Raw genomic sequence first — 25,946 nt, 5'->3', positions numbered from 1 at the left:
CAACTTGCCGGTTTTTTTGTTATTCATAATGTTTGTAACGGTAATAGCGATAGCCTATCTTTTTACCAAAAATGGTCTCAGATGTTCCCATTAGGTTAGCAATCAAAACATAGATACCTAAGAAAATTAAGCCGAAAATTGCCAGATAAATAAAACTACCGAAACGACCTAAATTATCAAAGCGTTGACCCACAAATATCTGGTAGATAAACAGCAAGATAATATAAATTTCATTAGAAACAATAATCGGTAACAAACTACCCAATTTAACATCATAGGTCTTGTCCAACTTATGATAACTAAGCAAGATAACTACTAAAAATGAGATATCAGTAGAAAGGATCGCACCATCAGCACTCATCAAGAAAGTCATTGGGACCTGCAAGATGAGCTTAACTACGACGCCCCAGATCATGTAGATTACAGCTAGTTTGTTCATATTCAAGGCTAACAGCAATGTTAATGAATTCATGACTAAACCGGCTAATAGACTTTGCACGATGTTTTCAACTAGATAATAAGCACCGAGACTATCGTGCGAGAAAAGTACGGTGTATACGGGCGATGAAGCAAAAGCACCTAACGAAACAACTGGTAGCAAAACAAATAAAAGCAAGCGATAGTTCTCTAAAAGCAGCTTTCTGATGCTTTCCACGCTATCCCTAGACTTATACCTAAGCCCTGCTAAAAGTGGCAGACTCGTTTCAGAAACAGCCGTAGCGAGCGAAATAATTACCGTGGTAATCTTGCTTGGATTGGCTGAAAAAATTGTATATAAGTAACTAACATAGGTTTTACTCATATGATTGAAGCTAATCAAGATTTGCTTGAACAATAATTGATCAACCAATTGCGTAACGGTGATAAATGAGCCAAGCAAAACAAATGGAATTGAGGCATACCATAAATTAAGCAAACTTCTTGAAACGTTGTTTAACGTTCGTGGCTTGCTTTTTTCAATAAGGCCTCTATAGTGACCCCATTGCTTACGCATGTAGCCAAATAGGTACAAATAACTGGCCACAGCGCCAACACAGGCGCCGAAGACGCTAAAGTACACAGCAGTAACGTAATTATGATGAAAAACTTCAATTACTAATAGCGTAGATAAAAGAATAAAGAGAATACGGGCAAATTGTTCCCATAATTGGGAAATTCCATATGGTTTCATATCATTGTTACCTTGGAACCACCCTCTTACCATACTCATTGATGGCAAAATTACAACGGCTGGTACCAACACCCGAATAGAGATAGTTGCGCTGGCAACAGAATCTACAGGGCTATTCTTGGCAATTAGTGGAGCAGTAACGTAAAGCAAAACACCACAAGCCAAACCCATCACGAGCATGATAATTAAGCCTAGTTTTGTAATATATAGGCTGTCTTTATATCTATTTTGAGAATTTAATTGTGATACTTCCCGGGCAATAACTGATGGAAGACCCGCGGTACCAATTGATAAGAAAAGTGCATATGGCGTATATGATGAATTAAACAGCGCCTGAGCATTCAATTGGTTGTGATAGCTTCCCAACATGATCAGCCATGGAATTAAGTAAACGACCCCTAGAATTCTAGATACGATACTACCGAATGATAGCCAAAAAGAGCCGGATAAAATTTTTTTATTCAACAGAAAAGCCTCAAATCTACGTTAGTTTCTCATTGCCTTCTTATTATACGTGGATTTTTTCATTTTTGGGAATAAAGTCAGCAAAAGCACTACTTTTTTAGAAAAATTTAGCTTAATTTTGACTTTGAATAATACAATTCCGTTACATTCTTTACTATAGTGTTACCACTAGTTTAATTTCCCGTTAGTACTCTTGACCGTAGTGCTAATAATTATTATTCTTTAAATGTTTCTATAAAGGTTAGCTATTAATTTGGAAAATTTATAAATATTCGGGGGATTCAAGTTGTCATTAAAAAAGAGACTTATTACAAAATTAGCACTCGTTGCCGCACTTTCAACTACTAGTGTTGTTGCAGTTAATAATTTACATACTCAAACTAAAACTGTTCAAGCTTCAACTACTTCAGTTGCTGCACGTTCACTTGGAATTGACGTTGCCAGTTACCAAAGCGCTGACTTATCAGCTCATGCTAGATCAGGCGCTAAGTTCGCTGTTGTTAAGATCAGTGAAGGTACAAGTTACAGAAACCCTAAGGCAAGTAGCCAAATCGCTAGTGCACGTTCACAAAATATGATGCCTATGGGTTACCACTTCGCTACTTTCAGTGCCAACAGTGGTGCTGCTAAGCGTGAAGCTAATTATGCTGTAGCCTCAGCTAAGGCTGTTGGTCTTGCACCAGGTTCATACCTTGCTTGTGACTACGAATCAGGCGACGGTAACAACATCGGTATGGGTAAAGGCGCCACTGCCAATGCCATCATTGCTTTCTTGAAGCAAGTTAAGGATGCTGGTTACAAGCCACTGTTATACGCTAGTTCATCAGTTTTAAGAAACAACATTAACACTAATGCTGTTGTAAACCAATTCCCTAACTGCTTATGGGTTGCTTCATACGCTGTATCAGGCCGTATTGACAAACCTAATTTCAGTTACTTCCCATCAATGAAGGGTATTTCAATTTGGCAATTTACTGATAACTGGCGTGGTCTTAACGTTGACGGTAACATCAATGTTTTGCCACTATCATCATCAGAAGGTGCTGTTTCTCAAGCTCCTAAGAAGAACAAGGGTAAAGCTCATTTATTGAAGCGTACCTCTTACGTTTACGACAAGCATGGTAAGCGTAAGCACCACAAGGCTTTAAAGATGAATTCTTCAGTTACTGTTTACGGTAAGAAGAAGACTATTCACGGTAAGAAATACTACCGCATCGGTACTAACAAGTACGTTAAGGCTGCTAACATCTTTTAACCATAATTAAATTAGCTACTAAAAAAGACACCAGATGAAACCTCATCTGATGTCTTTTATTTTGTTCAAAATTATTTTAAGAACTTATCGCCGGCAATATTACGGTAGAACTTCGCCTTAGCAGATAAGTAATATGGACCTACCCATAAGTAGCCGATACCACAACTAATACCTGCAAGAATAAACCAACCAAGGAAACTTAAAAAGATAAATAAATCCATCTTATGACCATCCATTAATTCCCTGCTAGCTCTGATTCCGTCAGTAGCACCAACTTGCTTACCACTAGCTACCATATCATTAACAATATATGCTGACATTGAGTATGAATAACTCTTGATGATTCCAGGGATGATTAAGAGTAGACTCCATAAGAATGTAAAGATCGAAGTTAAAATGAATGTAATACATTCAGGACCAAAACGGTTTTCAGTGAAAACTGAGAAGGCTGCTCTATATGCTTTTTCATTCTCAGGAAGATTTCTATTATCAATCAAATGCAAGAATGAGATGCTCATGCTTAAAGCGATAAAGTCAGCTACCCAAATCAAAATACTACCTGTTGGGCTGAACAACTGCATAAATACGTTAGTACCATCATAGTTAATATAACTTTGGTCAATACTGTGACCACTACCGGATAAAGCGTAAACAATAGCGATGTCAATTAAGGTAAGCAAAACAGCCCAACCCCAGTTGCCACGAAGGGTTTGTTTGGCATCTCTTTTCATTTCTTTTCTAGTAACTTTCATTTAATTTCCCCACTTTCATTCACACAGAATATTTTCACCTAATTTATATTAATTAGCAACAGATATTTTTAGCATCAAAAAAAGCATAATTCCACCAACAACGGAACTAGGCTCACACAGTGTTGACCGCCACTCTGACCACATATAGAAGATAACATTTTCGCTACCGGAGAAAATGACTACTACTAGTGGTGGTACATGAAGATTTTAGCATTCAAAAAAATAAAAAACAAGCAAAATGAAACGGATTAATACAGATTGTTATTTTGATAATTACAATCCGCAAATAATTGCGATAATGCCAAAGATAATTTGTAAAATACTGCTATTGCAAGATGACCTGCGTTTTTGCCTTCTTTGAGGGGATGCTCAGCATTTACAGATTTGTGAACTTGCCAAGCGTTGTAAATTCCGATAATTGTTACGAAAATTCCTGCAACAATTGCAGTCCACTTATAGATAGCACCGTTATTTGCATTGCCAGCAGATCATAAGATAATCAGACCGACACCTATGATAATTAAAACATAACCGATTCTTCTACTATTGCGTCCAACGTTGGCAACATTATATCCTTTATTACCAGCAGTTTGCTTCATGACGGAATTACTTACCAGAATTTGAACAATACCCATTATTGCAATGAAAACAAATACACCATATGTAACTAAAGTTGCTATAATATTCGCAATTTCTAAAATCTATTTAAACAAATTCAAAAATATAAAAAACAAGCAAAAAAGCATATTCAACTATGTATTTACGATTATTCTAAAGAATCGCAATCAGACCTGAAATTACGGCCACAACAACGATTACATAGACCGCTATAACTTGCCACGAACTAACTGCCGTTTCATCATTTGTTGATTTTAGACCTTTTCTTATTTGGTTAGCTTTGATTAATGCAATAACGGCAGCGACCCAAAATAAAACAGCGCTAAAGATAGAAAAGCCACGATTAATATCTGAAGCATGGCCTGCAAATACCATTAACGGAATAATAATTAAACCAATGCCCAAAACTACACTGCTCCAGATAGCAAAGGGAGCCGTTAACACATGATTCTTAATCTTCCGGACATTCTTACAATAACGATATGTCAAAAATAATTGCAATGCACCTAAAGCCATTAATATTACGCCTATCAGAATTCCAACTATATCCATTTTTATCACACTCCCCTTTTATAATCTACAATTAAATATCTTGTTTCTTATTTCCTTTTAAAAGCATGCAATTTTTTAAACATAACTTTTCCTCAACACTACAGAGATAATCTTCTTAATTCTTTAGACAACCAACTAATTACTATTTGAGTAAACTTGCAGTGAACAAATATACCTGAATAGTCTTAAATCATTCCTCAACTAAACGAAGTAAATTATTTTGCATTACTATTTTTCTTTTTCCTGTTAGCAACCATATAGTTAATAGCATTGGTATAATTAATCCCAGACTTAATACTATTGTTTGTTCTAAGACTGGATTAATATTTTGAAAAATTGAATCTTGAGTATTAATAAATACACTATAATCTAATAGTCCGTGTAATAACATAGATAGCCATAATTTACCTGTATATAAGAATAAATCTGCATAGAACAATCCATATCCCAAAACCACTATCATTTGCTCAACAGTAATCCATAATGTTTGTGACTGTAAATTAACAATATGTTGTAAAGAAAAAATAAGTGCACTCCAAACTATGATCCAACATAGTTTGGATTTTTTTTTGTTATACCATTTAAATAAAATAATGATTGTCAAGTATCTACAAAGTTCTTCCAACACTCCTGCTTCTGTTGCCTGACATATTGCTCTAAAATTAAAACTCAACGATTTAGTTGCATTGTAAAGCATAAATATAAACGGTGAGTTACTTAAATTCATCCAAATAATATTAATCAAAGCATACCCAATTAACATCCATATGATTAGTTGCGAGAAATATTGCGAATGATTGAACTTTAGATTCAAATTTGATCCATATCCCCATCCATCACTCAAGTTACGCACAATAAATATGAAGGTAATAGCTCCCAATGCTCCTGTATTTATAATCATCGTCAAATACGGATGGCTTACTACATTCCATTTAGACAAGCCATCATATACTACAGGAATTAAGCTTAACCAAGCAATCATTTGCATCCATGGATAACTTACTTTACTAAACAATACTCTAACAATAGGTATAAACATCAAAAAATATATAATTACACCTATTAAACAAACTAAACCACTTAACCATTTAATTTTAGCTGTTAAGCCAACCCATGAGCTAAATAAATTTAGCCATATTATTTCAAGAATCCAAGGTAAGCTCAAAATACCAACCCATCTTAGTACAATTTGAACTTTAGATCTTAGCTCTTTTTCTTTTATTGACCAAATAAAAATAACATATATTACTAAGAATAAGCTCACTCCTACATTTATTGCATTAACGTCTTTATTAATAATTATCTTAATTATTGAATATAAGATACATAATCCCAGCTCTAATAGAAGTAAACTTTTCCATTGCTTATAGTTAAGTTTCATTATTTTGTCCTCTTGATTTTAAATAAATTCAATTCTGGTTGTAATTCCTCTACATCAAGAGGATTAGTTATATGAGATAATAATTGCCTTGCTTTATCATATTGTCTCATATTCATAAGTAATCTAACCATTATTAAATCCATAGCATCTTCTGTTCCTTGAGATTCTTCGTGAACTAACTCAGGATTTCTATTCATAAATTGCAATCTTTGCAGTTCTTGTCCAAAAAAATATTCATCCTCAGCATCTCTAATTTCCAACTTTAATCTAGAATATTATGATGAATATAACCTAAGATAATATCAATAGAAAAACGTTGTCCAAATATTGTTAATAAAAAATTCTGTGCATACGTAAATATTGATTGAAAAATATAAAATACAAATAATCCCATGGCAATAATAATTAAAGTATTGTGCATATTATTGGGAATATACGTATCAATAATAGTTTGTAAAAAATATGAACCTGCAATACTAATAACCGTTATTAATAGTGCTGCTAAGATAATATTAATTACAAGTTTTCGTTGCTTTAATAGCTTAGGTAAAAATGATAATAAAGTATGTCTAGTTTGCTTAATAGGTTTGTAGTCTGGTTTAGGTACCATAAAAATAGCAATCCCACTCCATTGTTTAGCGAACTTATCTTTATGCATTTTTACTACACCAATATCAGGATTAGGATCAGCAATCATTAAAGCATCCTTTTTAACTTTTAAAACGACATAATAATGTAGTAAATTTTCTTTTACTACGTGAACAATGCACGGTAACGGCAGATCTGCTGTATCAAATAAACTCATATCCGCCTTAATAGCTTTAGTTTCAAAATTAAGCTTTTGTGCCGTTTTTACTAAACCAAGAGCCGTTGTTCCTTTATTATCTGTTCGTGCTAAATTGCGGATATATGCAATTGAAACATTAGATTTATAGTGCTTCAGAATCATAGCAAGGCAAGCAGCGCCGCAATCATTTTCATCCACTTGAGGGATATAATCTTTGCTTATCATTTTCTTTAACTCCAAGCTTGAGCACAACATATTATCAATGGTAAGAGGTTAGATATACTATGACCTAGTATTGCCATTTTTATATCATCTGTTTTTTGATAAACATAGCCAAAAGCAATTCCTGCCAAGACCCTATGAAGAAAAGCAACATTCAAGGTTATATCATGTGCAGCTGCAAAAATTATTGATGTTAGAACAATAGCAAGCCATGGATTTAGTTTCCTAAATACTCCTTTTTGAATACCAGCTTGAAATAATAATTCTTCTAAAGTCGGTGTAATTAAAACCAAAGATATAATTAACGGTACAGCCATCCAAGTTCTTAATGTTGAAATAAACACGCTAGGCTTGAAATTGTTAGTAAAAGCAGAAAACATTGTTAGTATTTCAAAAATAAAACTAAATAAGCCTGCTGCTAAAGCTAAAATTACGGATCTTTGCGTTATTCTTTTTGAAAAAAAAAGTTTATTTTTTAGCCAGAAGCAAACAAACCATTCCATTACAAATGTGACTATCGTAAAAATAATCATCATAAATACATTATGTGTTAAATTAACTTGTTTAAAAGCTTCAATGAATTGTCGTTGATTATCTATTGAATAAACTGGTGTACTTTCCACCAATGGCACTTGCATAAATGCAAAAATAAGAAATAGCCATATTGCTATTCCAATTTCCTTAAACATGTTTTTAAATACTTTCATAAATTTCTTTTCTTTCATCGAAAAACAAAATAAAAAGGATGGAAGATACTATCTTTCACCCTTTTCAATCAATTAATCACGATCTCTCCATGAACGGTGATGACGGGCTCTACCTTCAAATCCGTTTTTAAAGCCCCAAAGCCAATCTCTGGCACCTGTCCATAGATCACCTAAATCTGATCCACCAACAGTTTTCCTTAAATTATCACAACTCAGGTCTTGATAACTACTTAACTTATCAAACTTCTTAGTCATTCTAATTCATCTCTCTTCTCGTAAAAAAGTGTTGATTCCACCATCTTACAATGTGATTCACTGTTCTACGCATATCTCTTCCAGTTTCATAACCCATGTTGTAGTCTGCATTGTCTCCACCAACTACTTGAGTTAATTCACTATTAGAAACAGATACAAATCTATCAAGCTTTTGCACTTTAATATATCTCCTAACCACTTCAAAGACTACTAATAATAGGTTTAAGATTGATCTTTCCGGAAAAGTTAAACCCAAGGATTTTTATTTCATTATTTGTGCTAAAACAGCTAAATACTTTGCACCTACTGCAATTAAAGCACCGTTCCAAACGAATTTAGTTAAAAATAAAGCATATCTTTTCATTATTAATAATTCCTCTTTCGCAAACTTCATGAAAATTTTACACCCATATCATCTTTAATATGATAAAATTCCTAATATTAGGAATTTTATTGGAAGAGGAAATGGAAATGAAAGATGAAATATACGGACCAAAGTTTCGAATACTTAGGAAAAACAAAGATATAACACTAGTAAAAGCTGCAAAAGGAATAACTTCAAAGTCTTCTCTATCTCTATGGGAAAAGGTAATGACAATCTATCATTTACCCAAGTTTTAACTCTTTTAGACAATAACCATATACAAACAATCGAATTCATCGAAAATCCAATTTTATCTGAATTGCTAACAATCACACATAAAATTAATACACTATATATTAATAATGATATTATTGCTTTAGAAAAGTATGTCCTTGAAAAGCAAAAAGAGACTATGAATAATCCTCAAGATAAAACTATATTTTTAGAGTATTGCTGTGCTTGTAATTTTTACCAAGATTTAAGTCAAAATATTATTTTTACAAAAAGTGATCAAAAAAGATTATCTCTTATTTTAAATCGCGTTTCAGATTGGCAGTATGAAGATATATTTTTCTTTGGCAATACACTTGGTCTATTGCCTAAAAAAGAGATTTATCAAAAATCGGGATTTATAATCTCACATGCTATTAAAGCAAATCTAAACACTAAAAGATGGTATGATGATGTCCTTGATGCCCTATTAAATGCTATCTCTGTTCTTACAAGAAAAGACTACAATCTAGCTAAAAAACTACTCTATCAATTCAAACAATTACCTTTATCAGATCGATACGCATTTGAGAAAATTTACATTAAAGCCTTTCAGTCATATATTGACTATATCGAAACCAAGAATGATACACACTTTCAATCAATTATTCAAATTACTGAATTATTAGATTTACCTGATCTTAAAGATGGATTTATAACAGGATTTAGACAAGTAAAACAAATTTATGGATAAAAAAAACGAGGCATAACGCCTCGTTTTTCCATATCTAGTTAAAATGCAACATCATCGACATGATGTGATTTACTTTTCTTCTAATCTTACCAAAATGACCAGCAGTCGTATGATTATCCTGAATAATAATCATATCCTTACCATGCTTGGTAGCACGCATAAAGGTGTAATAACCTTCACCCGCACCATTAGCAGATTTATATTTACTGTAGTTGTAAAAGCCACCATTGTAGTAAGTTGGTGCCTTGCCTGTAAACAAGATCTTTCTACTCTGCTTAGTTAATAAGTCACCATGCAGAATATATTCAATTGTTTTAGCCAAATCGTTGTTAGACATTACGATTGAGCCAGCACCTAATTCGTTATGTGCATCTTTTACTGCATCAGCATAGTTAACTTTCACATACTGACCATTTTGTTTCTCATAGCCAGGAACCCAGTTAGCTGCACGCAACTTAGCTTGGCTTGACCATAAGAATTCGGTTTGCTTTAATTTCAACGGCTTGATATAAGTCTGACGGAACATTTGCTCATAAGACTTGTGCTCAAGCTTAGCTAAAATACCACAAAGGTAGATGTAGTTCACCGAAGTATAATGCCACTTGCCTAACTTTCTACCGTCAAACAAGGTATATTTTTCATCATGCTTAATATTAGCTTCGTCAGAAATAAACTCTGGCGTGCCTAATTGCTTGCCTCGTTGTAAATCAAGTCCGGAAGTCATATTCAACAAGTTGCTAATTTTAACAGAATCAGCTCCTTGCACGTTTGGATAATACTTGGAAAGCGGATCATCTAAGCTCAACTTTCCTTTCTCAACTTCACGCATCACCATAGCGGCTGTCATTGATTTCTGAACTGAGTTAATCAGATAACTAGTGTCGGTACTATTCTCCGTCGCATAGTTAAGTATTGGCTTTCTATCACTAGTTACTAAGACAGTGCCTTTAATACCTAAATGGCTAATAGCCCGGCGCACTACTTCGCTTTTAAACGATCTTTGTTATTCACATTAATGTGCTTAACATCGTCTTTATTTTGCCACTTCTTAGAGAAGTAGTAATTAGACATATCATAGTTGTAGCGACCGTTAGGAAGTTCCATAAATGGTTTAACAACTTGGTCAACTGCAACCCAACCTCTCCAGCCAAGGTGAATAGTATCTTCCATGAAGTACTTTTCATTGCCTCGCTTAGAAAGATCAGCGATGTTTTCAAAGCCTTGATTCGTTAATTGATGTTCAATCTTAGCAACTGATTCTTGGTACATCTTTTCAGATAAACCAGTGTACTTCATCCATTTACCGTTAATTGGTGGAATGATGAATAATACGTTAGTGTGTTGCTTAGCAAATTGTTCCAGCATCAATTGGAAGTCACCGTATTCAACAGACTTAACGTAGTCGAAGTTACGTTGACTACCCTTCAAACGCTTCAAAACCTTCTTAGGTAAACGAGTTCTATAGAAAGTATTATCGATACCTAAGTTGTTTGAATTAGTATGCATAGCGGCTTGTTCTTTAGCAACCTTATTCAAGGCCTTTACAGAATAAGCACTTGGCAAAATCTTAGCTTTTTGGTGAATCTTATTCACACGATCGCGTAATTGGAATGAGCTGAAGAAGTTATCTTCGTTACGCAACATTCTGCGACGATTTTCCAAATAGAACTTTTGGAAACCAGTTAACTTCTTACCAGCCGCAATCTGCTTAAAGCCATTCTTGATTTCGCCCTTAACATCAGGCATTTCAAGGAAACGCTTAGCAGCATAACGATCGGTCTTATTATTCTTAGCACTCAACAAGAAGTTGCATGCTTGCAATGGTGAATAATACAGAGCAAAAGCATTAGGATCTTGGCCCTTCTTGGTAAACCATTGTGGTGAAATAATCACAACAGCCTTTTTGTTTTTAAGCTGTTTAGCTGTACCTTGCATCCCCAAGAATTGTGACAAAGATTGACTTCCTGGTCCACCCAATAAGAATGGACGGTAGTTTCTATGATACTTTTCTGCAATCACACTAGGGTGCAATGGATCAAATCTTGATAATTCACTTGAACCATAGAATGGCACATAACCATTTTCAAAAGCTTCTTGCTTCATTGTGCTGCCCTTAAAGACAGTAGTGTTTTGTGAAGCAGCAGCTTCATAGATTGTTTGCTTAGAAAAAGTTCTTTCCCAAGGAATTAGAAATACAACTAATAGAAGGATAAAAGCGCAAAGAACTGGGCCAAAGATTTGCCACAGCCGGCGTTTATTACTCATTTTCTAAGCTTTCCACCTTTGCAACAATCTTGTTAGGAGTGTCCCATTCAGCACGGTTGAATTCTGAAACAGGAACATCGATATTAAACTTTTCTTGTAAGCTCAAAAGCATTTGTACACTTGCCATTGAGTCCATCAAACCATTGTCAAAGATGTTTTCATCCATTTGGTCTGATAAGTCTTCACCAGTTAAATCGTTCAAAATGTCTAATACGCCTTGTTTAGTGTCCATAAATAATACCTCTATCTTTAACAAATACTAAAATTTCTTATCACTATTATATAGCTTATCGCCAACCAAACCATAGTTGACTAAGAAATCCTGAGAAAATCAAGAAACTAAAGCAAACTACATTGAAAGTCAAGAAAATAGCGAACCACTTAGTGAACTTATTATGTGGAATTTGCTTCTTATGTTTTCTCTTGAATCTGAGCCACATATCATTGATACAGATAGCACTGGCATGGAAGATACCATAAACGATATAGTACCATGTTAAACCGTGCCAGAAACCCATGATCAGGAATAACAGGAAGTAAGAAACTTGAGATAATCTAATGCGATTCTTAAACAACTTCTTCTTCATTGCGAAGAAAGTGAATCTCATGTAGATATAATCACGGAACCAGAATGACAACGTCATGTGCCAACGATTCCAGAAATCTTTAATATTCTTGGAAATGAATGGCTTATTGAAGTTCATTGGGGTGTGGATGCCCATGAAGTATGAAATTGATACAGCAAATAATGAATAACCCGCAAAGTCAAAGAACAGGTACATACTGTAACAATACATGTAAGCAAGCAACCACCATGATAGTTTCAAACCACCATTAGCGTTACCAACAGCAAGTGCTGCTGCGCTGATCTTTGGTAACCAATAAGTACCAAAGAACCAACCAATTACGAATTTATATAAAAAACCTTGGAACAAGTATCTTACAGCGTATTGCAAATCAGTAATGTAAGCATCACGCGTAGGTACTTTTTCATAATCTTTCTTAAATCTGCGATATCTATCAATAGGACCTGATGAAATAGTTGGGAAGAAAAGCAAGAATCTTATATAAGTTACAGGATCTACTTGCTTAATTGCCCCATCACGCATTTCCATAATAACTTGAACGGTCTTGAAGGTTACATATGAAATACCTAAGAAACCAATTACAAAGCCAATGGAATTATCAGGAAATGCGATCAAATACTTAACTGCAGCTAATGGGATAATTGCCAAAATTACAGCTAAGCTGAATACCCAAGTCTTATTTTTGCCATGATGGCGGTAATACTGATAAGCAAAGGTTAAAGCAAACTCATAAACCAACCAGATTAACAAGTTAACCCCTTGTTCCCAGTGATCACCATCAAAAATCAAGAACAAGAAGACAAGTGAGAAAATTGCTTCATAAGTCTTGAAACGATGACCGAAATAAAGTCCAAGAATAATTGGAATTAAAGCGATCATCAAGTATACGAAATATTGCGGATTTGAGTAAGGTTGTAAGTTAATGAAATTAAAATTCACTACTTATTAACCTCCTTAATTACCGCCTTGATATCTACCTTGCCATTTTGTGAAATAGGCAATTTGTCTTGGTAAACAAAACGTTGTGGAAGCATGTATGGCATAACGTTTTTAGCCAAGTCTTCACGAATTTCCTTAGTCAATGCGGCTTCTGAGTGTTGACGTGCTACACCGTGCTTCAATTCGATCTCTGCAACGATTTGCTTAACAGTATGATCTTTATTATATTTAGGTGCTGCAACGCCATAACGAACGTATTTGTTCTTGCTCAAGTAGAAGTTGATTTCTTCAAGTTCGATTCTGTAACCATTGAACTTGATCTGGAAGTCAATTCTACCGCGGTAGAAGAGCATATCGCCGTCATCGAAGAAGCCGGCATCCCCACTACGATAGCTACGATACTTATCACCATCGTTACGGAAGAAAGCAGCTTCTGTCTTTTCTGGGTTATTCATATAACCCTTAGAAACGCTAGGACCACTGATAATAAGTTCACCTTCACCAGGCTTATCGCCCTTAGAAGTATCAATGGTAATCTTAGTATCTTCCTTAACTTTACCAATTGGTAAACGATCGTACTTCTTAAGAATCTCATCAGTAATTTCAACTTGCGTTACAGCAACTGTTGTTTCAGTTGGGCCATAAGTGTTGAAAATGTGACTATCTGGGAATCTCTTCTTAAGCATATCTGCTTCGCTATGTGGTAATTCCTCGCCACAGAATAAGAAGTGACTCAAATCTGGATGATGTTCACTATCAAAAGTCTTATCCAAGAAGCACATTTGTGCAAATGATGGTGTAGATACCCATACATTAAATTGCATCTTTGGCAAAGTTTGGAATAATTGACCAAAGTTTTGAGTAACATCGTGTGGCAATACCACTAACTTACCAGCTGAAACAAGAGCTGGATAAAGACTCATTACAGATAAGTCAAATGAGTAAGGAGCTTGAGCTAAGAAACTTGGATTTTCTGGCAAATTGAAATCTGACAGTTCCCAGTTTACGAAGCTAAGCAAATTGTCATGACTAATTTGCACACCTTTAGGTTTACCAGTAGTACCTGAGGTAAAGATGATGTAGTAATTGTCATCACCTTCAACGAAGTTGTTTTCATCAACTGTAAAGTCGCCATCTTCAACTTCACTAGCCTTAAGTACCTTTACACCATCTAAATCAACGTCTGGCAATGGGTCAATTTCCAAAACCAATTGTGATTTTGAAACATCTTGAATCATTGTCAATCGTTCAGCGTTTGAGTAGCTAGCAATTGGAATATAAGCGTGACCTGATTTAACACAGCCAAGGAAACTAGCAATCATTTCGAACGTTTGACCACCCCAGATCATAATTGGATCATGATCAGGGATATCCATGCTAGCAATCTTGTGTGCCCAAGCATTTGAGCGCTTTTGAAGGTCACCGTATGTATTGGTTTTACCAAGATAGTCATAAACAACCCGGTTTGGTTCTTTTTCAGCTATCTCGTCTATTTTTTTAATAACGTCTTGAATCATCTGACAGCACCTACCTTAAAATTCGTTGTAAATGAAATGAACTGACGTAAGTCCACTATATTCATACAAATAAATCAGGGCCATCAGGATTCCGAAATAAACAATTGTCTTTAAGACAAACATACCGATGCGTTTGCCTCGAGAGTCAATCTTGGTTTTCTTATCCATTTTCTCTCCCTCAAGTAACTTTATTCTTACTTCGCCTTATCTTACTACAAATAGCGACGCTAGACGCACTATCGACATACATTTTAACAAATTTAAACTTTTTCTTAAATCAAAGTTTTTTTGAAAGAAATTTAAAAAGCGCTTTCTTTATTGTATTCTCTTGCAATCACGGTAGGCAAAATATAAAGGTACAGAAATTATAAATGCCACAAAAATTAGGGCAAAAATCATTAATCGCATCATATTTTGCGGCTTAGTCCAGCGCTCGCTCTTAGCAGTCGTCAACAAATATGCTGCAAAAAGGACAATGACAACTAATTCACCAACGCAAAATAGCGAATGTGTCATTTGATAAAGATATAAATAAACTGTTGCTGGAAATAAGCAAAACCAGCCTGAGAAACGTAAAAGGAAGATTTCTCTTTTGCGATAATTAATATTCATTTTCTTTTCCTTTCATTAATTACCAAACAAGGCATTAATGTTCATCGATAAAATTCGATCCATTACTGTAATTCCAGGACGCGCATAAATGCTAGAAGCAGATTCAAATACGCAAAGAAGCTGTCCTTTATAAGCCGTAATTTGTTCCAAATATGGTGGCATCTCTATTACTAGCTCCGCATTTTTTTCGTCCAATGCATTTAAAGCTGTAGTAGGAAAAACATACAGCTTGGAATTTCCACTACCATAGGACTGACTAAGGAATATTTTATCTTGATAAATCGCTATTCCTTGAATCTGCTTGTCCATTGAAGTTTCTCCTGTTGGGTCTGACCATTGCAAGGTTCCAGTAACAGATTTAATTTCATTATTAGTAATAGAACCCTTATTTTTTCCACTGCGGGCAATGGTATAAGCTGCAACTTTGCCTCGACCATACATGTTGAAGAAGCCTACAAATAGTTGACCATCATAATAGGTAACAGTAGAAGCTTTTTCTACCGCAGGAATAGCAATTTGGTGATTGTATTCAATTGGCGTATGCGAACCTACCTTATAGTCTTTCATAGTCTTAAGTGAAAATGAAGCAAGTGCAGATGACTTGCCCATGCTCCCAGTGATCCAGATATTTTTTGCCACCGGATCATAAGCAATTCCACCTAAATGCGGTCTACCAGGAACTTGGATCGTCTTTATATATTTGCCCGTTTTCTTATTAAGCACATATATCACGGAAGCATGCTTGTGTTCGCCATCATATGCCGTTAACAAAATATACTTGTTGGCGACAGCTATTCCCTGAGGAGTCATCGCTGTTGCAGTATTGCATTTTTTTGCAGAAAAATCATAGCTTTTAGTTGAAATTAAACCAGGTATAACAAAATCTTTTCCATCCCATGTCCTTGGAGGAACATAATTCGAAACTTTGTTAATGAAAGAATAATTTTCTCTCAGGGTCTTTTGATAATTGTCAAAATTATGCCAGGCGGCACTAACGCTGGTTCCATCCTTAGCTTTTTGCACTTTAGGACGTTGCTGCAGCATCTCTTGTTTTTGCCACCATTGATAGCCAAAATAACCACCTGCTCCTACTCCTGAAATTATCAGCAGTGCCAACAGCAGATGCAAGATCTTTTTGCCTATTTTTTTCAAGAAAATGCTCCTTTCCATTTTTGGTTGATAACCATGTCTTTCATTATAACCAAAAAAGATTATGTTTTCGTTTAACGCACTCAGAATGGACTATTTTCAACAAAATATAGTTTTTTTAAAAGAAAAGTGCATTTCGTCACACTTTTTTCACAATTTCAGGTTATACATAGATGATGTAGTAAGTCGGAAAGTGATTTCTACTTACTGCAACTCAACTTTTTTGTTTTTCATTCATACTCCTCCAAGTAAATAATGAAAATAAAAAGAATTGACTTACTCCAATTAGTCAATTTCATATCTATCCCTTTCGGCTCACGTGCGTTGCGTGAGCTTTTCTTTTGCTCAAAATTCTCCTTAAGTACTTCTCAAACAAATCTTTACCTTTTCATAATAATCTGTACATTTTTAATTCACATTTACTCTGTAGTATATAAATCGTAGCAAGGCGGTAGAAACTTGCTACATACTCCCACTTTTTTATTTCATTCATTCTTACTCCTCCAAAGTAGATGAAACTAATAAGGTCCGCAAAAACTTGCGGGCCTTTTCCTTTTGTTTTCCTGTATAATTATAGGTAGAAAGGGAGGCGCTTACATGTTTTCGCCATCGATTAAGCATTTAATTCAAGAAAAATCAGGTTCATTTTTAATTCCAGCCAGTCGGATTGCCTTCGTAGAAGCGGACAATCCTCTCTACCACGCATTTTTAATTTTGACCAAAGTTAAATATTCTAAGATTCCTGTATTAGACAAAGATAGAAAAGTTGTTGGATTATTAAGTCTAGCCATGATTACGGATAAAATGCTCACTAATGAGGCAATTACGACCGCCCCTTTAGATGAATTAAAAGTAAAAGACGTAATGCAGACAAAATTTGATAAAATAAATTTCGTCCAAACTACTTTGGAAACACAACTGCATTTACTGATTAATAATGCTTTCTTACCGGTAGTTGATGATCGCGGCGTCTTTCAAGGCTTGCTTACAAGACGTGAATGGATCAAGGCTTTCAACTACGTCGTGCACACTTACGACAAGCACTACGAATCTAAAAGAATAAAATAACCGAAAAGCAATTTGAAGTGGTATTTTCAAATTGCTTTTTATTATCTTTAAATAATAATTCTCTTTGCATATTTAACTGATTAAAGAATGTTAGAATGTGGTGAGTAAGTAATATACATATACTTTTGGGAGGCAAAATTATGAAACGTCAATGGAAATTTGTTGTCGTTTTAATTGCCGGGGTAATAAGTTTAATTTTGGAGTTTGGCTTACATACGTCTACTTTATTTACAACGCCACTTCTAAAATTAGAAATGAACCCACAAGCAATTATTATCGACATTCTGGGTATCTGGATTTCCATTTTGTTATTGATGGAAATATTTGAGGATTGGAAATCCGGACGTTACGGTGTTGACATTCTTGCTGTTATTGCCATTGTTTCTACCATTTTAATTAACAATTATTGGGCAGAATGGATGATCTTGGTAATGTCCACTGGTGGTGAAACACTAGAAGATTACGCTACAGGTCAAGCCAGCAAGGAACTGCGTTCACTTTTAAACAATACGCCACGTATTGCTAATAAATTAGTGAATGGCACGATTACAGAGGTTAAGGTTGATGAACTGAATATTGGTGATATCGTTTTAATCAAGCCAGGTCAACAAGTTCCTGTTGACGGTGAGATTGTCAAAGGTGATTCTAGTTTTGACCAATCATCACTTACTGGTGAATCCGTTCCTGTAGCTAAGAAGCCTGGCGATAATTTAATGTCAGGATCTGTTAACGGGGATGCCGCAGTACAAATGAAGGTTACTAAGGCTGCGAAGGACTCTGAATATCAGTCAATCGTTGCTTTGGTTAAATCATCACAGGCTCAACCTGCTAAATTCGTTAAGATGGCTGACCGTTACGCCGTTCCGTTCACCATTATCTCCTTAATTATCGGTGGCGTTGCATGGGCCGTTTCAAAAGATCCAACTAGATTTGCGGAAGTTATGGTTGTTGCTAGTCCTTGTCCTCTTCTAATTGCTGCACCTGTTGCATTAGTCAGTGGGATGAGTTCAATGTCAGCTCACCATATTATTGTTAAGTCTGGTCCAACTTTGGAAAAATTAGCACGTGCTAAGACATTTGCTTTTGATAAAACCGGTACTTTAACTGAAAACCAATTGGTAGTTGATCAAATCGTTCCTGCAGATGCTACGATCTCTCAGAACGAATTACAAGGTTTAGCTGCCAGTGTTGAACAACAATCAAGTCACGTTATTGCCAGTTCATTAGTTAAGGCAACTAATAAGAATCTGATTAAACCAGTTACTAACTTGAAAGAAACAACAGCACAAGGTGTTGAAGGCGACGTTGATGGTAAACATGTCAAGGTCGGTAAATTAAAGTTTGTCGCACCTGATCATGAAAAGATCGATGTTAACTCTACTGCTGTCTTCGTATCAATCGATAATAAGTTTGCTGGTTATATTACCTTAATGGATGAAATGCGTCCAGAAACTCCTGATACGATTGCTAAGCTGAAGCGTCAAGGTGCACAAGACATTATGATGCTTACTGGTGACCACAAGGCAGTTGCCGAAAAAGTTGGTGGCAAGGCTGGTATCACTGATATCCGTGCAGACTTATTGCCAGCAGAAAAGATTAAGGCAATCAGAGAAGTACCTAAAGATTTGCGTCCTGTCGTTATGACGGGTGATGGTGTTAACGATGCTCCAAGTTTGACTGCTGCTGATGTTGGTATCGCAATGGGTGCCAAGGGTGCTACGGCAGCCAGTGAAAGTGCTGATGCGGTTATCATGGTTAACGATTTGTCTAAGATCAACGATGCCGTTGCAATTTCTAAGCACACAATGAAGGTTGCTAATATCGATGTTTTGACTGCTATTGGCGTAGTAATTATCATCGAATTGATCGCCTTCACTGGTGTAATTCCAGCATTCTGGGGTGCTATTTTACAGGAAGTCGTTGATATGATTACGATCAGTTTAGGACTTCTTGCAAAGACTACTCCAAGTAAAAAACAATTTGGACTCGAAGAGTAAATAATTTAATTTGAGATGAAAGACTCTAGGACTAATTGTTGTCCTAGAGTCTTTTTTTAGGTGTATTTAAAAATGAATTCATTGAGAAAGTAATTTGCATCTACTTTAAAAAAATATTAAAATTATACTCAACTAAATACATTTATTTGGTGGTTGGGTTTTTATTAAATAAAAACTTTCAAGATTTGCTCCTTTGGGTCAAGAAGCGCTTGAAAGTTTTTTTGCTTTTTAATGGAAAGCGAGGAAGACATGCATTTTTTAGGGGAATTAATTTTAATCCTATTAACTACGGTATTGCTTGGGCAATTATTTGCTCGTTTTAACATGCCAGCAGTTATTGGGCAACTACTATCAGGTATTTTATTAGGACCTGCTATCTTAAATTTGGTCAAACCAAATGATATTGTCAGTTTATTCTCTGAATTTGGGGTAATTCTATTAATGTTCCTAGCCGGTCTAGAAAGTGACCTAGATCTGCTCAAGAAATACTTTAAGCTAAGCTTCACAGTAGCCAGCATCGGTGTAATTCTACCAGTAGTATTTATGGGCTTAGCCAGCTACTTCTTTGGCATGAAACCGCTTGAGGCACTCTTCATCGGTATTGTTTTTGCTGCAACGAGTGTATCGATCTCCGTTGTGGTATTGCAAGAAGCACGTCAATTACATACGCGTGCCGGTACCGCAATCCTGGGTGCTGCTGTGGTCGACGACATTTTAGCTGTTGTAGTATTGAGTTTATTCACTACTTTCAGTCACGAAGGCGGTAAAAGTGGTTTAACCAATAACTTTTTCGTCAATATTGTAATCGAAGCTGTCTACTTTGTAGCCGTTTGGCTGATCTTTAAGTTCGTTGCGCCATATTTCATGAAGGCTTCTGAAAAGATTAGTGTCGATTACTCCGTAGTTATCGGTTCCCTTGTTTTGGCTTTAACAATGGCTTGGGCTGCTGACTTTGTTGGTCTTTCTGCCGTTGTAGGTGCGTTCTTCGGTGGCTTAGCTATTAGACAGACACCACAATATAAAGAAGTGCACTCCTCTGTTTCCGTAATCGGTTATTCAATCTTTATTCCTGTCTTTTTCGCAGATATCGGTCTTTCAATGACGTTTACTAGTTTCTTTAAGGACCTTTGGTTTATCGTTGTAATGACCGTCTTAGCCGTTTTATCCAAGTTCTGGGCTGGAAAATACTCTAGTGAGTTCTTTGGCTTTACCAAAAATGAAGGTAATATTGTCGGAGCTGGGATGGTTTCACGTGGTGAAGTTGCGTTGATTGTGGCACAAATCGGGATTACACACCATCTATTCCCCGAAGACATTTACTCCAGTCTAATTTTAGTTATCATCGTAACGACTGTGCTTTCACCATTTATTTTGAATTACTTTATTAAAAAAGATCAAAAAGATACTAAATTTATGTAGAGAAATAGCCTAGCAAATTTTCGCTAGGCTATTTTTTCGTGTTCGCTTGTTGAGGTATGTTTGAAGTTATTAGCTGCAGTTACAAGTATTGCTTGTACTCTTAGCAGTTGAAATAATTATTTTATTCGTAGTTGTTAAGTTGAGTGTGAAGAATAAAGTAAATAAAGAGAAAGTTAAACTAGCTGCCGTAGTTAATGAGTAGTCTAATGTTTAACTTCAAATTAAAAGACATACTTAATGGAAATGAAAACCATTATGTATGTCTTTTTTATAAATATGGAATGACAATTTTTCTACTTGTCAGGTTTTAGAAAGCGCTCTCACAAGTAGAACGATTATGCTATGATAAAGTTAAGAGTTTATTGTAGTATTGTCATAATTTGATGTTTTTCAGGGGATTAAAAAACCATTTTACTAAAGTATTTAATATTGCGATGGTCTCTGCTTCATTATTAGCTGTTAGTCCTGCTAGCTGAAAATATTGGTGGAACGTATATTAATAATTTAATATTCGCTTCTAATTAAGCATAGTATCTAGCAATGGATCTATGCTTATTTTTTTGGAGAATAACTATGAAAAAAATGGCTTCGATTTGTCTTTTTATTGTAACTATATTAAGTTTCCTTGTTACCATAAATCTTTATCAATCAAAAGATTATGAACAAGTCATGAAAATGGGACAAACTAATAATTCATTCAATTTTTATATTCAAAATAGTGATATGACACCAAATGAGGAAATTAGTCTATTTAAGCATTTATCTCATAAATATGATGCTTCATTTATTTTGACTACTACTGGTCAGAATGGAATTATTGAAAAATCTGTCATAGCTGGCAAAAACTTTCCTGCAAAATTATTTCGTTTGAAAAAAGTAAAGTTTAATAATCAAAATAATTTTTACGCTAGTTATCAAACAAAAGATAAAAATCAATTAGATACAATACCTACTTTCTTTTCTAGAAGTAAAGTTCTCTTAGAAACCCTACCTAGATATTATCGAAATGGCAAAAAGAATATTGATGGGGTCTATACGGTTTTAGTATCGCAACACAATAAATCCAGACTTTTAAAAGATTTGTCCATTAATCTTAATCAATCTACAAACAAATTGCTGACCCCCACTAAAAATTTCTATGTTGAATATGCCAACAATAACTTATATGGTTTAATTTTGATTGCTATTGTCTGTGTTTTAGTTTTTATATTGGTAAATATCTATTTGCCAATGTCACAGATTAATGTTATTGGTATCCAAAAATTAAATGGTTGGAGTAATATAACTGTCTTTAATGGACTCACCAAGTTAGGGGCTATCACTATTCTTACAACTTCCATAATTTTGGATGTATTATCCTTTATTATTTTTCCTTATCAGCCACAAGGATTTATTTTAAGCTGTGTGCTCACGCAATTTGCAATTTTAGTGCTATTTTATCTTTCTAATACTTTTACTTACTTATTAATTAGGAAAATGTCGATTGCTGATCTATTGCATGAACGGTATCACTTTAACTTAGGTGTAGTTGTTACATATTTTCTAAAAATATTAATGGCCGGAACTACTACAATTTTACTTTTTACAATTTCTAATGGTCTTAATAGTTTACTTAAAGAAAAGAATATCCAAGCTGAATGGAATAAAGAAGGAAGCATTTTAACGCTTAATTCTATTAGTTCTTCTGTTAATAGTAATGAAAGTGAAGCTGAAAAGACCATATATCAGTGGTATAAACGATTAAATAAAAATAAGGGCGTTTATTATATTAATAGTAATACTTACACTGTAAGAGACGTCTTACCCCTAAAAAATTCAATAATTAGTGATTTCGAACAAGAGAAAATTGACATAATGATGGTTAATAATAATTTCCTAGAAGAAAAATATCCGGGATTAGATAAAGGTGATGCTGATTTTCTTGTTCCAATAAAGTTGCATAATAAAAAGATAAAATATGTTTTGCAGTGTATAAAATACAATGAATTATCTGATCAAAAGCAGAAAAAAATTAAACCACAATCAATACCTATTAAAATAAAATATTATTCTCGAAAAATAACTCCTATTACTTATAATCCAAGCGTAAAAAAAGTTTTTCATAATCCCATCTTTGAAATTATTAAAACTAAAAAAATGACACAGCTAGAAATAATGATGTTAATGAACACAGGTAAAAACAGCTCTATTAAAATAGAAAATAATATTAACACTAAAAAATTATTGAAGGCTTTAAACCAAGATCCCAAAGTAAAGAATTTGAATCCTAAATTTACTACTTTAAATTCTTTGCTTGCTGCAAGTGTAGAAGATATACAGAATGGTTTACATGCATTTTCTATTGTATTGATATTAGTAATTATCTTAAATATTTTTACTACGACATTTTTAATCTTTTGTATTGTATCAGATAAGCAAAAAGAATTAGCTGTAAAAAGGTTATTAGGTTATAAGCGCATTGATTGTTATAAATATGAATTTCTATTCTTATTATTCTTAGGAATAATTGAAACTATTACCTTAATTATTTTGAAAGCTAATTACATAGTTATTACTGTAATGCTGCTTATTACCGTATTAGATATGTTGATTTTCTATTTAATTGCTGGTTTTTTGGAAAGTAAAAAATTGTCATTTTTATTAAAGGGTGGACTGCAATGATTGAATTAAAAGATATTACCAAAAAATATGGTAAAAAAGTAATTTTTCAAAATTTTAATTTAAAAGTAAAAGAAGGAGAAATGATTGCAATTATCGGTCCTAGTGGCTCAGGTAAAAGCACATTACTTAATATCATTGTTTTAATTGAATCCTTTAATAGTGGTGAATACACTTGTATGGGCTATAAAAATGTAAAACCTAATAGTTCGCTGGCTCAGAAAATTATTAGAAATGATATTAGTTATCTTTTTCAAAATTTTGCATTAATTGAAGACCAATCTGTACTGTCAAATCTTTTATTAGCTTTAAAATATGTTCACCAGAAGAAAGAAGAAAAAGTTAAACTAATAAAAAAAGCCCTGACTGATGTAGGACTTCAAGATTATTTAAATAGTAAAATTTTCGAATTATCTGGTGGTCAACAACAAAGAGTTGCAGTCGCTCGTGCCATAATTAAGCCAAGTAAAATTGTATTAGCCGACGAACCAACAGGATCATTAGATATTAAAAATAGAAATGAAATTTTTAAATTATTAGTTAAATTAAATAATAAAGGAAAAACGATAGTTATCGTAACCCACGATATTGAGTTAGCTCAAAAGTGTCCTAGAGTTGTTGTACTAAGTAATAAAGAATAATTGATAAAATGATACTTTAAGTTTCAATTACTAGAATTAACTGAATAATAAATTAATCCTATTCATTTCGTAGTTCCCTAAACCGTCGATAAATTGTAGCTTTGGAGATACCTAATTTCTTGCTGATTTCAGAGTAACTCATATGATTTTGAGTATGAAGTTTCCAAGCAAAATCTATTTGTTCCTTATCGTATTTCCTTGGCATGCCATCATGAAAATTAGGATTGTTAGCTTTTGCCCAAGCTTTTCCTTCCTGAGTTCTGCTAACAATTAAATCTCGCTTAAACTCCGCAAATGCACTGAAGACGGTGAAGATTAAACGTCCACTTGGTGAATTATCAATTGTTCCAATATTTAAAACTTATGAATACAATGAAAAAGAGCCTAGAAAAAACTCAAAATTAACTAAAATTCGACTTTTTCCTAGACACACTTTTTCATGTTCGCTTGTTGAGGTATGTTTAGAGTTAATAGAGTTTTATAAAAATATATTCGTTTTAGTGCAGCTATTGACTTTCGAAGGAAAAAACTAAAATAAAATCATGCGTATGGAAAAGATTGTGACCTATTCGTCGATTATCTTACTTAACTTCATCTTTTTTTGGATGGAGTTTTTTTAAACTTAAAAAACTTATATTGTAAAGATATCAGTTCGAGTAATATTATTATGAATCCACATATAATTCCTACTCGTAGCCACTCCCATGGAATTTTATTACGTAAAATTACTCCACATAAAAAGAAAAGACAAACGAAGTAGCCACTATATAACTCATTTTTTAGTTCGCGATAACTTTTTTCGTTCTTCATATATTATTTACTCCTATATAAAATTATTTTAGAAGTATATCATACCTATCTAAAGAAGTTTTTCTAGAGAATGACCATATGTATTCATACCTACATCAATTAAGAAACTTATAGTACGTTTACCATTTATATAGCTTTCCTTATTATTGGTTAATCGATAATTAATTACATTTTTAAAAAAATAAAAAACAGATTTATAAAAGACTAGTTCAGGTTTACTTTTGATTTTTTCTCCATTTTCTATAAAATAATTTACTGAATTTTCCTTTTTATCATTAAGTGCATAAGCTAATATATTATCTATTATAGCTAGAAGTGCTATTTGCATTTTGGTATTGGTTGTATTTATATATTGTTCAACTATTTTCTTTCCAATAATTTTATCGGTTTCAAAATCATAAAATTGAATGAAATTACAAAATAATGTTACTTTCGTTTTATTGAAATTAGGAATACTAAATATTTTATCCTTTATTTTATTTCTTAACTCAATATTAGGCTTTTCATCAGGTTTTTTCATAGATTCTAACCATGCTTCTAATTGTAAAATCTCATCTTCTTTATTTTTGTTAGATAAATTGCTTTCTTCTATTAATGGCTTTAGTTTTTTTATTTTTTCTTTGTCATTATCATAGAAAGCATCTAGCATAGTATTTTCAAAGTTTTCTATTTCTTGTCTTTTCATTTCATCAGTTTGATTGAGACGACTAAAAAATTCCCAAATAGGAATATTATTGTAATGAAGCAAGTCTATCAAATTATCTACAGTAATACGCGTGGTGCTAGTTAAA

At 33.9% G+C, this 25,946-nt stretch carries 25 protein-coding genes, 1 pseudogene and 1 other annotated feature; of the genes and pseudogenes, 7 read left to right on the top strand and 19 right to left on the bottom strand.

Annotated features, from left to right (window positions below; translation table 11 throughout):
* Window positions 1–19: 19 nt before the first annotated feature.
* A complete protein-coding gene (locus FC57_RS07695) occupies window positions 20–1,636 on the bottom strand; it encodes a putative polysaccharide biosynthesis protein (RefSeq protein ID WP_081445815.1) in 1,617 nt (538 codons plus the stop codon).
* Between the two features lie 286 nt (window positions 1,637–1,922).
* On the opposite strand from FC57_RS07695, the gene FC57_RS07690 reads away from it, so the two are divergent.
* Window positions 1,923–2,891 carry a GH25 family lysozyme gene (locus FC57_RS07690; RefSeq protein ID WP_007125932.1) on the top strand — a complete coding sequence of 323 codons (969 nt, stop codon included), beginning with the start codon at window positions 1,923–1,925 and terminating at the stop codon, window positions 2,889–2,891.
* A 71-nt stretch (window positions 2,892–2,962) separates the two neighbouring features.
* On the opposite strand, the gene FC57_RS07685 is transcribed toward FC57_RS07690, so the two are convergent.
* From FC57_RS07685 to FC57_RS10905, 8 genes and pseudogenes are all read right to left on the bottom strand, one after another.
* Window positions 2,963–3,643, bottom strand: coding sequence for a DUF975 family protein (locus FC57_RS07685; protein ID WP_007125931.1), 681 nt, complete (start codon window positions 3,641–3,643; stop codon window positions 2,963–2,965).
* Between the two features lie 771 nt (window positions 3,644–4,414).
* A complete protein-coding gene (locus FC57_RS07675) occupies window positions 4,415–4,813 on the bottom strand; it encodes a hypothetical protein (RefSeq protein ID WP_007125929.1) in 399 nt (132 codons plus the stop codon).
* Between the two features lie 190 nt (window positions 4,814–5,003).
* Window positions 5,004–6,194: a CPBP family intramembrane glutamic endopeptidase gene (locus tag FC57_RS07670; protein WP_007125928.1), complete on the bottom strand. Its 1,191-nt coding sequence runs from the start codon at window positions 6,192–6,194 to the stop codon at window positions 5,004–5,006.
* Window positions 6,194–6,454, bottom strand: a complete 261-nt coding sequence (locus FC57_RS07665; RefSeq protein ID WP_007125927.1) for a hypothetical protein — start codon at window positions 6,452–6,454, stop codon at window positions 6,194–6,196. The genes FC57_RS07670 and FC57_RS07665 overlap by 1 nt, the downstream gene beginning before the upstream one ends.
* Before the next feature lie 17 nt (window positions 6,455–6,471).
* A pseudogene (locus FC57_RS07660) lies at window positions 6,472–7,206 on the bottom strand (cysteine peptidase family C39 domain-containing protein); the annotation flags it as partial.
* Window positions 7,207–7,211: 5 nt separating this feature from the next.
* Entirely contained in the window at window positions 7,212–7,910 is a 699-nt protein-coding gene (locus tag FC57_RS07655) for a CPBP family intramembrane glutamic endopeptidase (RefSeq protein WP_040529624.1), read from the bottom strand.
* Window positions 7,911–7,982: 72 nt separating this feature from the next.
* Window positions 7,983–8,165 (bottom strand): hypothetical protein, encoded by a 183-nt coding sequence (locus tag FC57_RS07650; protein WP_007125924.1) that lies wholly within the window; start codon window positions 8,163–8,165, stop codon window positions 7,983–7,985.
* Between the two features lies 1 nt (window position 8,166).
* Window positions 8,167–8,343 carry a hypothetical protein gene (locus FC57_RS10905; RefSeq protein WP_155801062.1) on the bottom strand — a complete coding sequence of 59 codons (177 nt, stop codon included), beginning with the start codon at window positions 8,341–8,343 and terminating at the stop codon, window positions 8,167–8,169.
* Between the two features lie 400 nt (window positions 8,344–8,743).
* On the opposite strand from FC57_RS10905, the gene FC57_RS07645 reads away from it, so the two are divergent.
* A complete protein-coding gene (locus tag FC57_RS07645) occupies window positions 8,744–9,493 on the top strand; it encodes an Rgg family transcriptional regulator (RefSeq protein ID WP_007125920.1) in 750 nt (249 codons plus the stop codon).
* A 34-nt stretch (window positions 9,494–9,527) separates the two neighbouring features.
* Here the strand turns inward: FC57_RS07645 and FC57_RS07640 are convergent, their stop codons facing one another.
* The 8 genes from FC57_RS07640 to FC57_RS07605 all read right to left on the bottom strand — a co-directional run bounded on the left by FC57_RS07640 (window position 9,528) and on the right by FC57_RS07605 (window position 16,565).
* Complete coding sequence (locus FC57_RS07640; RefSeq protein ID WP_007125919.1) at window positions 9,528–10,472, bottom strand: serine hydrolase domain-containing protein; 945 nt, start codon at window positions 10,470–10,472, stop codon at window positions 9,528–9,530.
* The gene (gene dltD, locus FC57_RS07635; RefSeq protein WP_007125918.1) at window positions 10,472–11,758 is read right to left on the bottom strand and encodes a D-alanyl-lipoteichoic acid biosynthesis protein DltD; all 1,287 of its coding nucleotides are present in this window, start codon (window positions 11,756–11,758) and stop codon (window positions 10,472–10,474) included. Before dltD ends, FC57_RS07640 begins: the two co-directional genes overlap by 1 nt.
* Window positions 11,751–11,990 carry a D-alanine--poly(phosphoribitol) ligase subunit DltC gene (gene dltC, locus FC57_RS07630; protein ID WP_007125917.1) on the bottom strand — a complete coding sequence of 80 codons (240 nt, stop codon included), beginning with the start codon at window positions 11,988–11,990 and terminating at the stop codon, window positions 11,751–11,753. Before dltC ends, dltD begins: the two co-directional genes overlap by 8 nt.
* 55 nt (window positions 11,991–12,045) lie before the next feature.
* Window positions 12,046–13,284, bottom strand: coding sequence for a D-alanyl-lipoteichoic acid biosynthesis protein DltB (dltB, locus tag FC57_RS07625; RefSeq protein WP_040529511.1), 1,239 nt, complete (start codon window positions 13,282–13,284; stop codon window positions 12,046–12,048).
* The gene (gene dltA, locus FC57_RS07620; RefSeq protein WP_007125915.1) at window positions 13,284–14,801 is read right to left on the bottom strand and encodes a D-alanine--poly(phosphoribitol) ligase subunit DltA; all 1,518 of its coding nucleotides are present in this window, start codon (window positions 14,799–14,801) and stop codon (window positions 13,284–13,286) included. The genes dltB and dltA overlap by 1 nt, the downstream gene beginning before the upstream one ends.
* A 15-nt stretch (window positions 14,802–14,816) precedes the next feature.
* Window positions 14,817–14,969 (bottom strand): teichoic acid D-Ala incorporation-associated protein DltX, encoded by a 153-nt coding sequence (locus FC57_RS07615; RefSeq protein WP_007125914.1) that lies wholly within the window; start codon window positions 14,967–14,969, stop codon window positions 14,817–14,819.
* Between the two features lie 147 nt (window positions 14,970–15,116).
* On the bottom strand, window positions 15,117–15,413 hold the full coding sequence (locus tag FC57_RS07610) for a hypothetical protein (protein ID WP_007125913.1): 297 nt from the start codon (window positions 15,411–15,413) through the stop codon (window positions 15,117–15,119).
* Between the two features lie 15 nt (window positions 15,414–15,428).
* Complete coding sequence (locus tag FC57_RS07605; protein WP_040529509.1) at window positions 15,429–16,565, bottom strand: YncE family protein; 1,137 nt, start codon at window positions 16,563–16,565, stop codon at window positions 15,429–15,431.
* A 594-nt stretch (window positions 16,566–17,159) separates the two neighbouring features.
* Between FC57_RS07605 and cbpB the strand changes: the two genes are divergently transcribed.
* From cbpB to FC57_RS07580, 5 genes are all read left to right on the top strand, one after another.
* On the top strand, window positions 17,160–17,630 hold the full coding sequence (gene cbpB, locus FC57_RS07600) for a cyclic-di-AMP-binding protein CbpB (RefSeq protein WP_007125911.1): 471 nt from the start codon (window positions 17,160–17,162) through the stop codon (window positions 17,628–17,630).
* Between the two features lie 140 nt (window positions 17,631–17,770).
* Window positions 17,771–19,627, top strand: a complete 1,857-nt coding sequence (locus tag FC57_RS07595; RefSeq protein ID WP_007125910.1) for a heavy metal translocating P-type ATPase — start codon at window positions 17,771–17,773, stop codon at window positions 19,625–19,627.
* 151 nt (window positions 19,628–19,778) lie between these two features.
* Window positions 19,779–19,834, top strand: a sequence feature (sodium ion sensor (DUF1646 type); this cis-regulatory element may regulate processes involved in with the transportation of sodium ions).
* 42 nt (window positions 19,835–19,876) lie between these two features.
* The gene (locus tag FC57_RS07590; RefSeq protein WP_040529506.1) at window positions 19,877–21,046 is read left to right on the top strand and encodes a cation:proton antiporter; all 1,170 of its coding nucleotides are present in this window, start codon (window positions 19,877–19,879) and stop codon (window positions 21,044–21,046) included.
* Between the two features lie 573 nt (window positions 21,047–21,619).
* Entirely contained in the window at window positions 21,620–23,707 is a 2,088-nt protein-coding gene (locus FC57_RS07585) for a hypothetical protein (RefSeq protein WP_040529504.1), read from the top strand.
* Window positions 23,704–24,345, top strand: a complete 642-nt coding sequence (locus FC57_RS07580; protein WP_007125907.1) for a putative bacteriocin export ABC transporter — start codon at window positions 23,704–23,706, stop codon at window positions 24,343–24,345. The genes FC57_RS07585 and FC57_RS07580 overlap by 4 nt, the downstream gene beginning before the upstream one ends.
* Before the next feature lie 58 nt (window positions 24,346–24,403).
* On the opposite strand, the gene FC57_RS10715 is transcribed toward FC57_RS07580, so the two are convergent.
* Window positions 24,404–24,688 carry a recombinase family protein gene (locus FC57_RS10715; RefSeq protein WP_262361620.1) on the bottom strand — a complete coding sequence of 95 codons (285 nt, stop codon included), beginning with the start codon at window positions 24,686–24,688 and terminating at the stop codon, window positions 24,404–24,406.
* Between the two features lie 516 nt (window positions 24,689–25,204).
* Window positions 25,205–25,946, bottom strand: a 742-nt coding sequence (locus FC57_RS07570) for an Rgg family transcriptional regulator (protein WP_236695714.1), incomplete at its 5' end; no start/stop codon positions are given.

It is taken from the genome of Lactobacillus ultunensis DSM 16047, assembly GCF_001436305.1.
Lineage (GTDB): Bacteria > Bacillota > Bacilli > Lactobacillales > Lactobacillaceae > Lactobacillus > Lactobacillus ultunensis.
This window is presented reverse-complemented; position numbering and strand designations above follow the sequence as displayed.

Bases quoted from the DNA above. Each gene is read 5' to 3' on its own strand.
- FC57_RS07645 (WP_007125920.1), top strand. From the start codon at position 8,744: ATGGGAAAAGGTAATGACAATCTATCATTTACCCAAGTTTTAACTCTT.
- cbpB (WP_007125911.1), top strand. From the start codon at position 17,160: ATGTTTTCGCCATCGATTAAGCATTTAATTCAAGAAAAATCAGGTTCA.
- FC57_RS07670 (WP_007125928.1), bottom strand. From the start codon at position 6,194: ATGAAACTTAACTATAAGCAATGGAAAAGTTTACTTCTATTAGAGCTG.
- FC57_RS07590 (WP_040529506.1), top strand. From the start codon at position 19,877: ATGCATTTTTTAGGGGAATTAATTTTAATCCTATTAACTACGGTATTG.
- dltC (WP_007125917.1), bottom strand. From the start codon at position 11,990: ATGGACACTAAACAAGGCGTATTAGACATTTTGAACGATTTAACTGGT.
- FC57_RS07685 (WP_007125931.1), bottom strand. From the start codon at position 3,643: ATGAAAGTTACTAGAAAAGAAATGAAAAGAGATGCCAAACAAACCCTT.
- FC57_RS07650 (WP_007125924.1), bottom strand. From the start codon at position 8,165: ATGACTAAGAAGTTTGATAAGTTAAGTAGTTATCAAGACCTGAGTTGT.
- FC57_RS07580 (WP_007125907.1), top strand. From the start codon at position 23,704: ATGATTGAATTAAAAGATATTACCAAAAAATATGGTAAAAAAGTAATT.
- FC57_RS07675 (WP_007125929.1), bottom strand. From the start codon at position 4,813: ATGGATATAGTTGGAATTCTGATAGGCGTAATATTAATGGCTTTAGGT.
- FC57_RS07585 (WP_040529504.1), top strand. From the start codon at position 21,620: ATGAAAAAAATGGCTTCGATTTGTCTTTTTATTGTAACTATATTAAGT.
- FC57_RS07610 (WP_007125913.1), bottom strand. From the start codon at position 15,413: ATGAATATTAATTATCGCAAAAGAGAAATCTTCCTTTTACGTTTCTCA.
- dltD (WP_007125918.1), bottom strand. From the start codon at position 11,758: ATGAGTAATAAACGCCGGCTGTGGCAAATCTTTGGCCCAGTTCTTTGC.
- dltA (WP_007125915.1), bottom strand. From the start codon at position 14,801: ATGATTCAAGACGTTATTAAAAAAATAGACGAGATAGCTGAAAAAGAA.
- FC57_RS07615 (WP_007125914.1), bottom strand. From the start codon at position 14,969: ATGGATAAGAAAACCAAGATTGACTCTCGAGGCAAACGCATCGGTATG.
- FC57_RS07595 (WP_007125910.1), top strand. From the start codon at position 17,771: ATGAAACGTCAATGGAAATTTGTTGTCGTTTTAATTGCCGGGGTAATA.
- FC57_RS07655 (WP_040529624.1), bottom strand. From the start codon at position 7,910: ATGAAAGTATTTAAAAACATGTTTAAGGAAATTGGAATAGCAATATGG.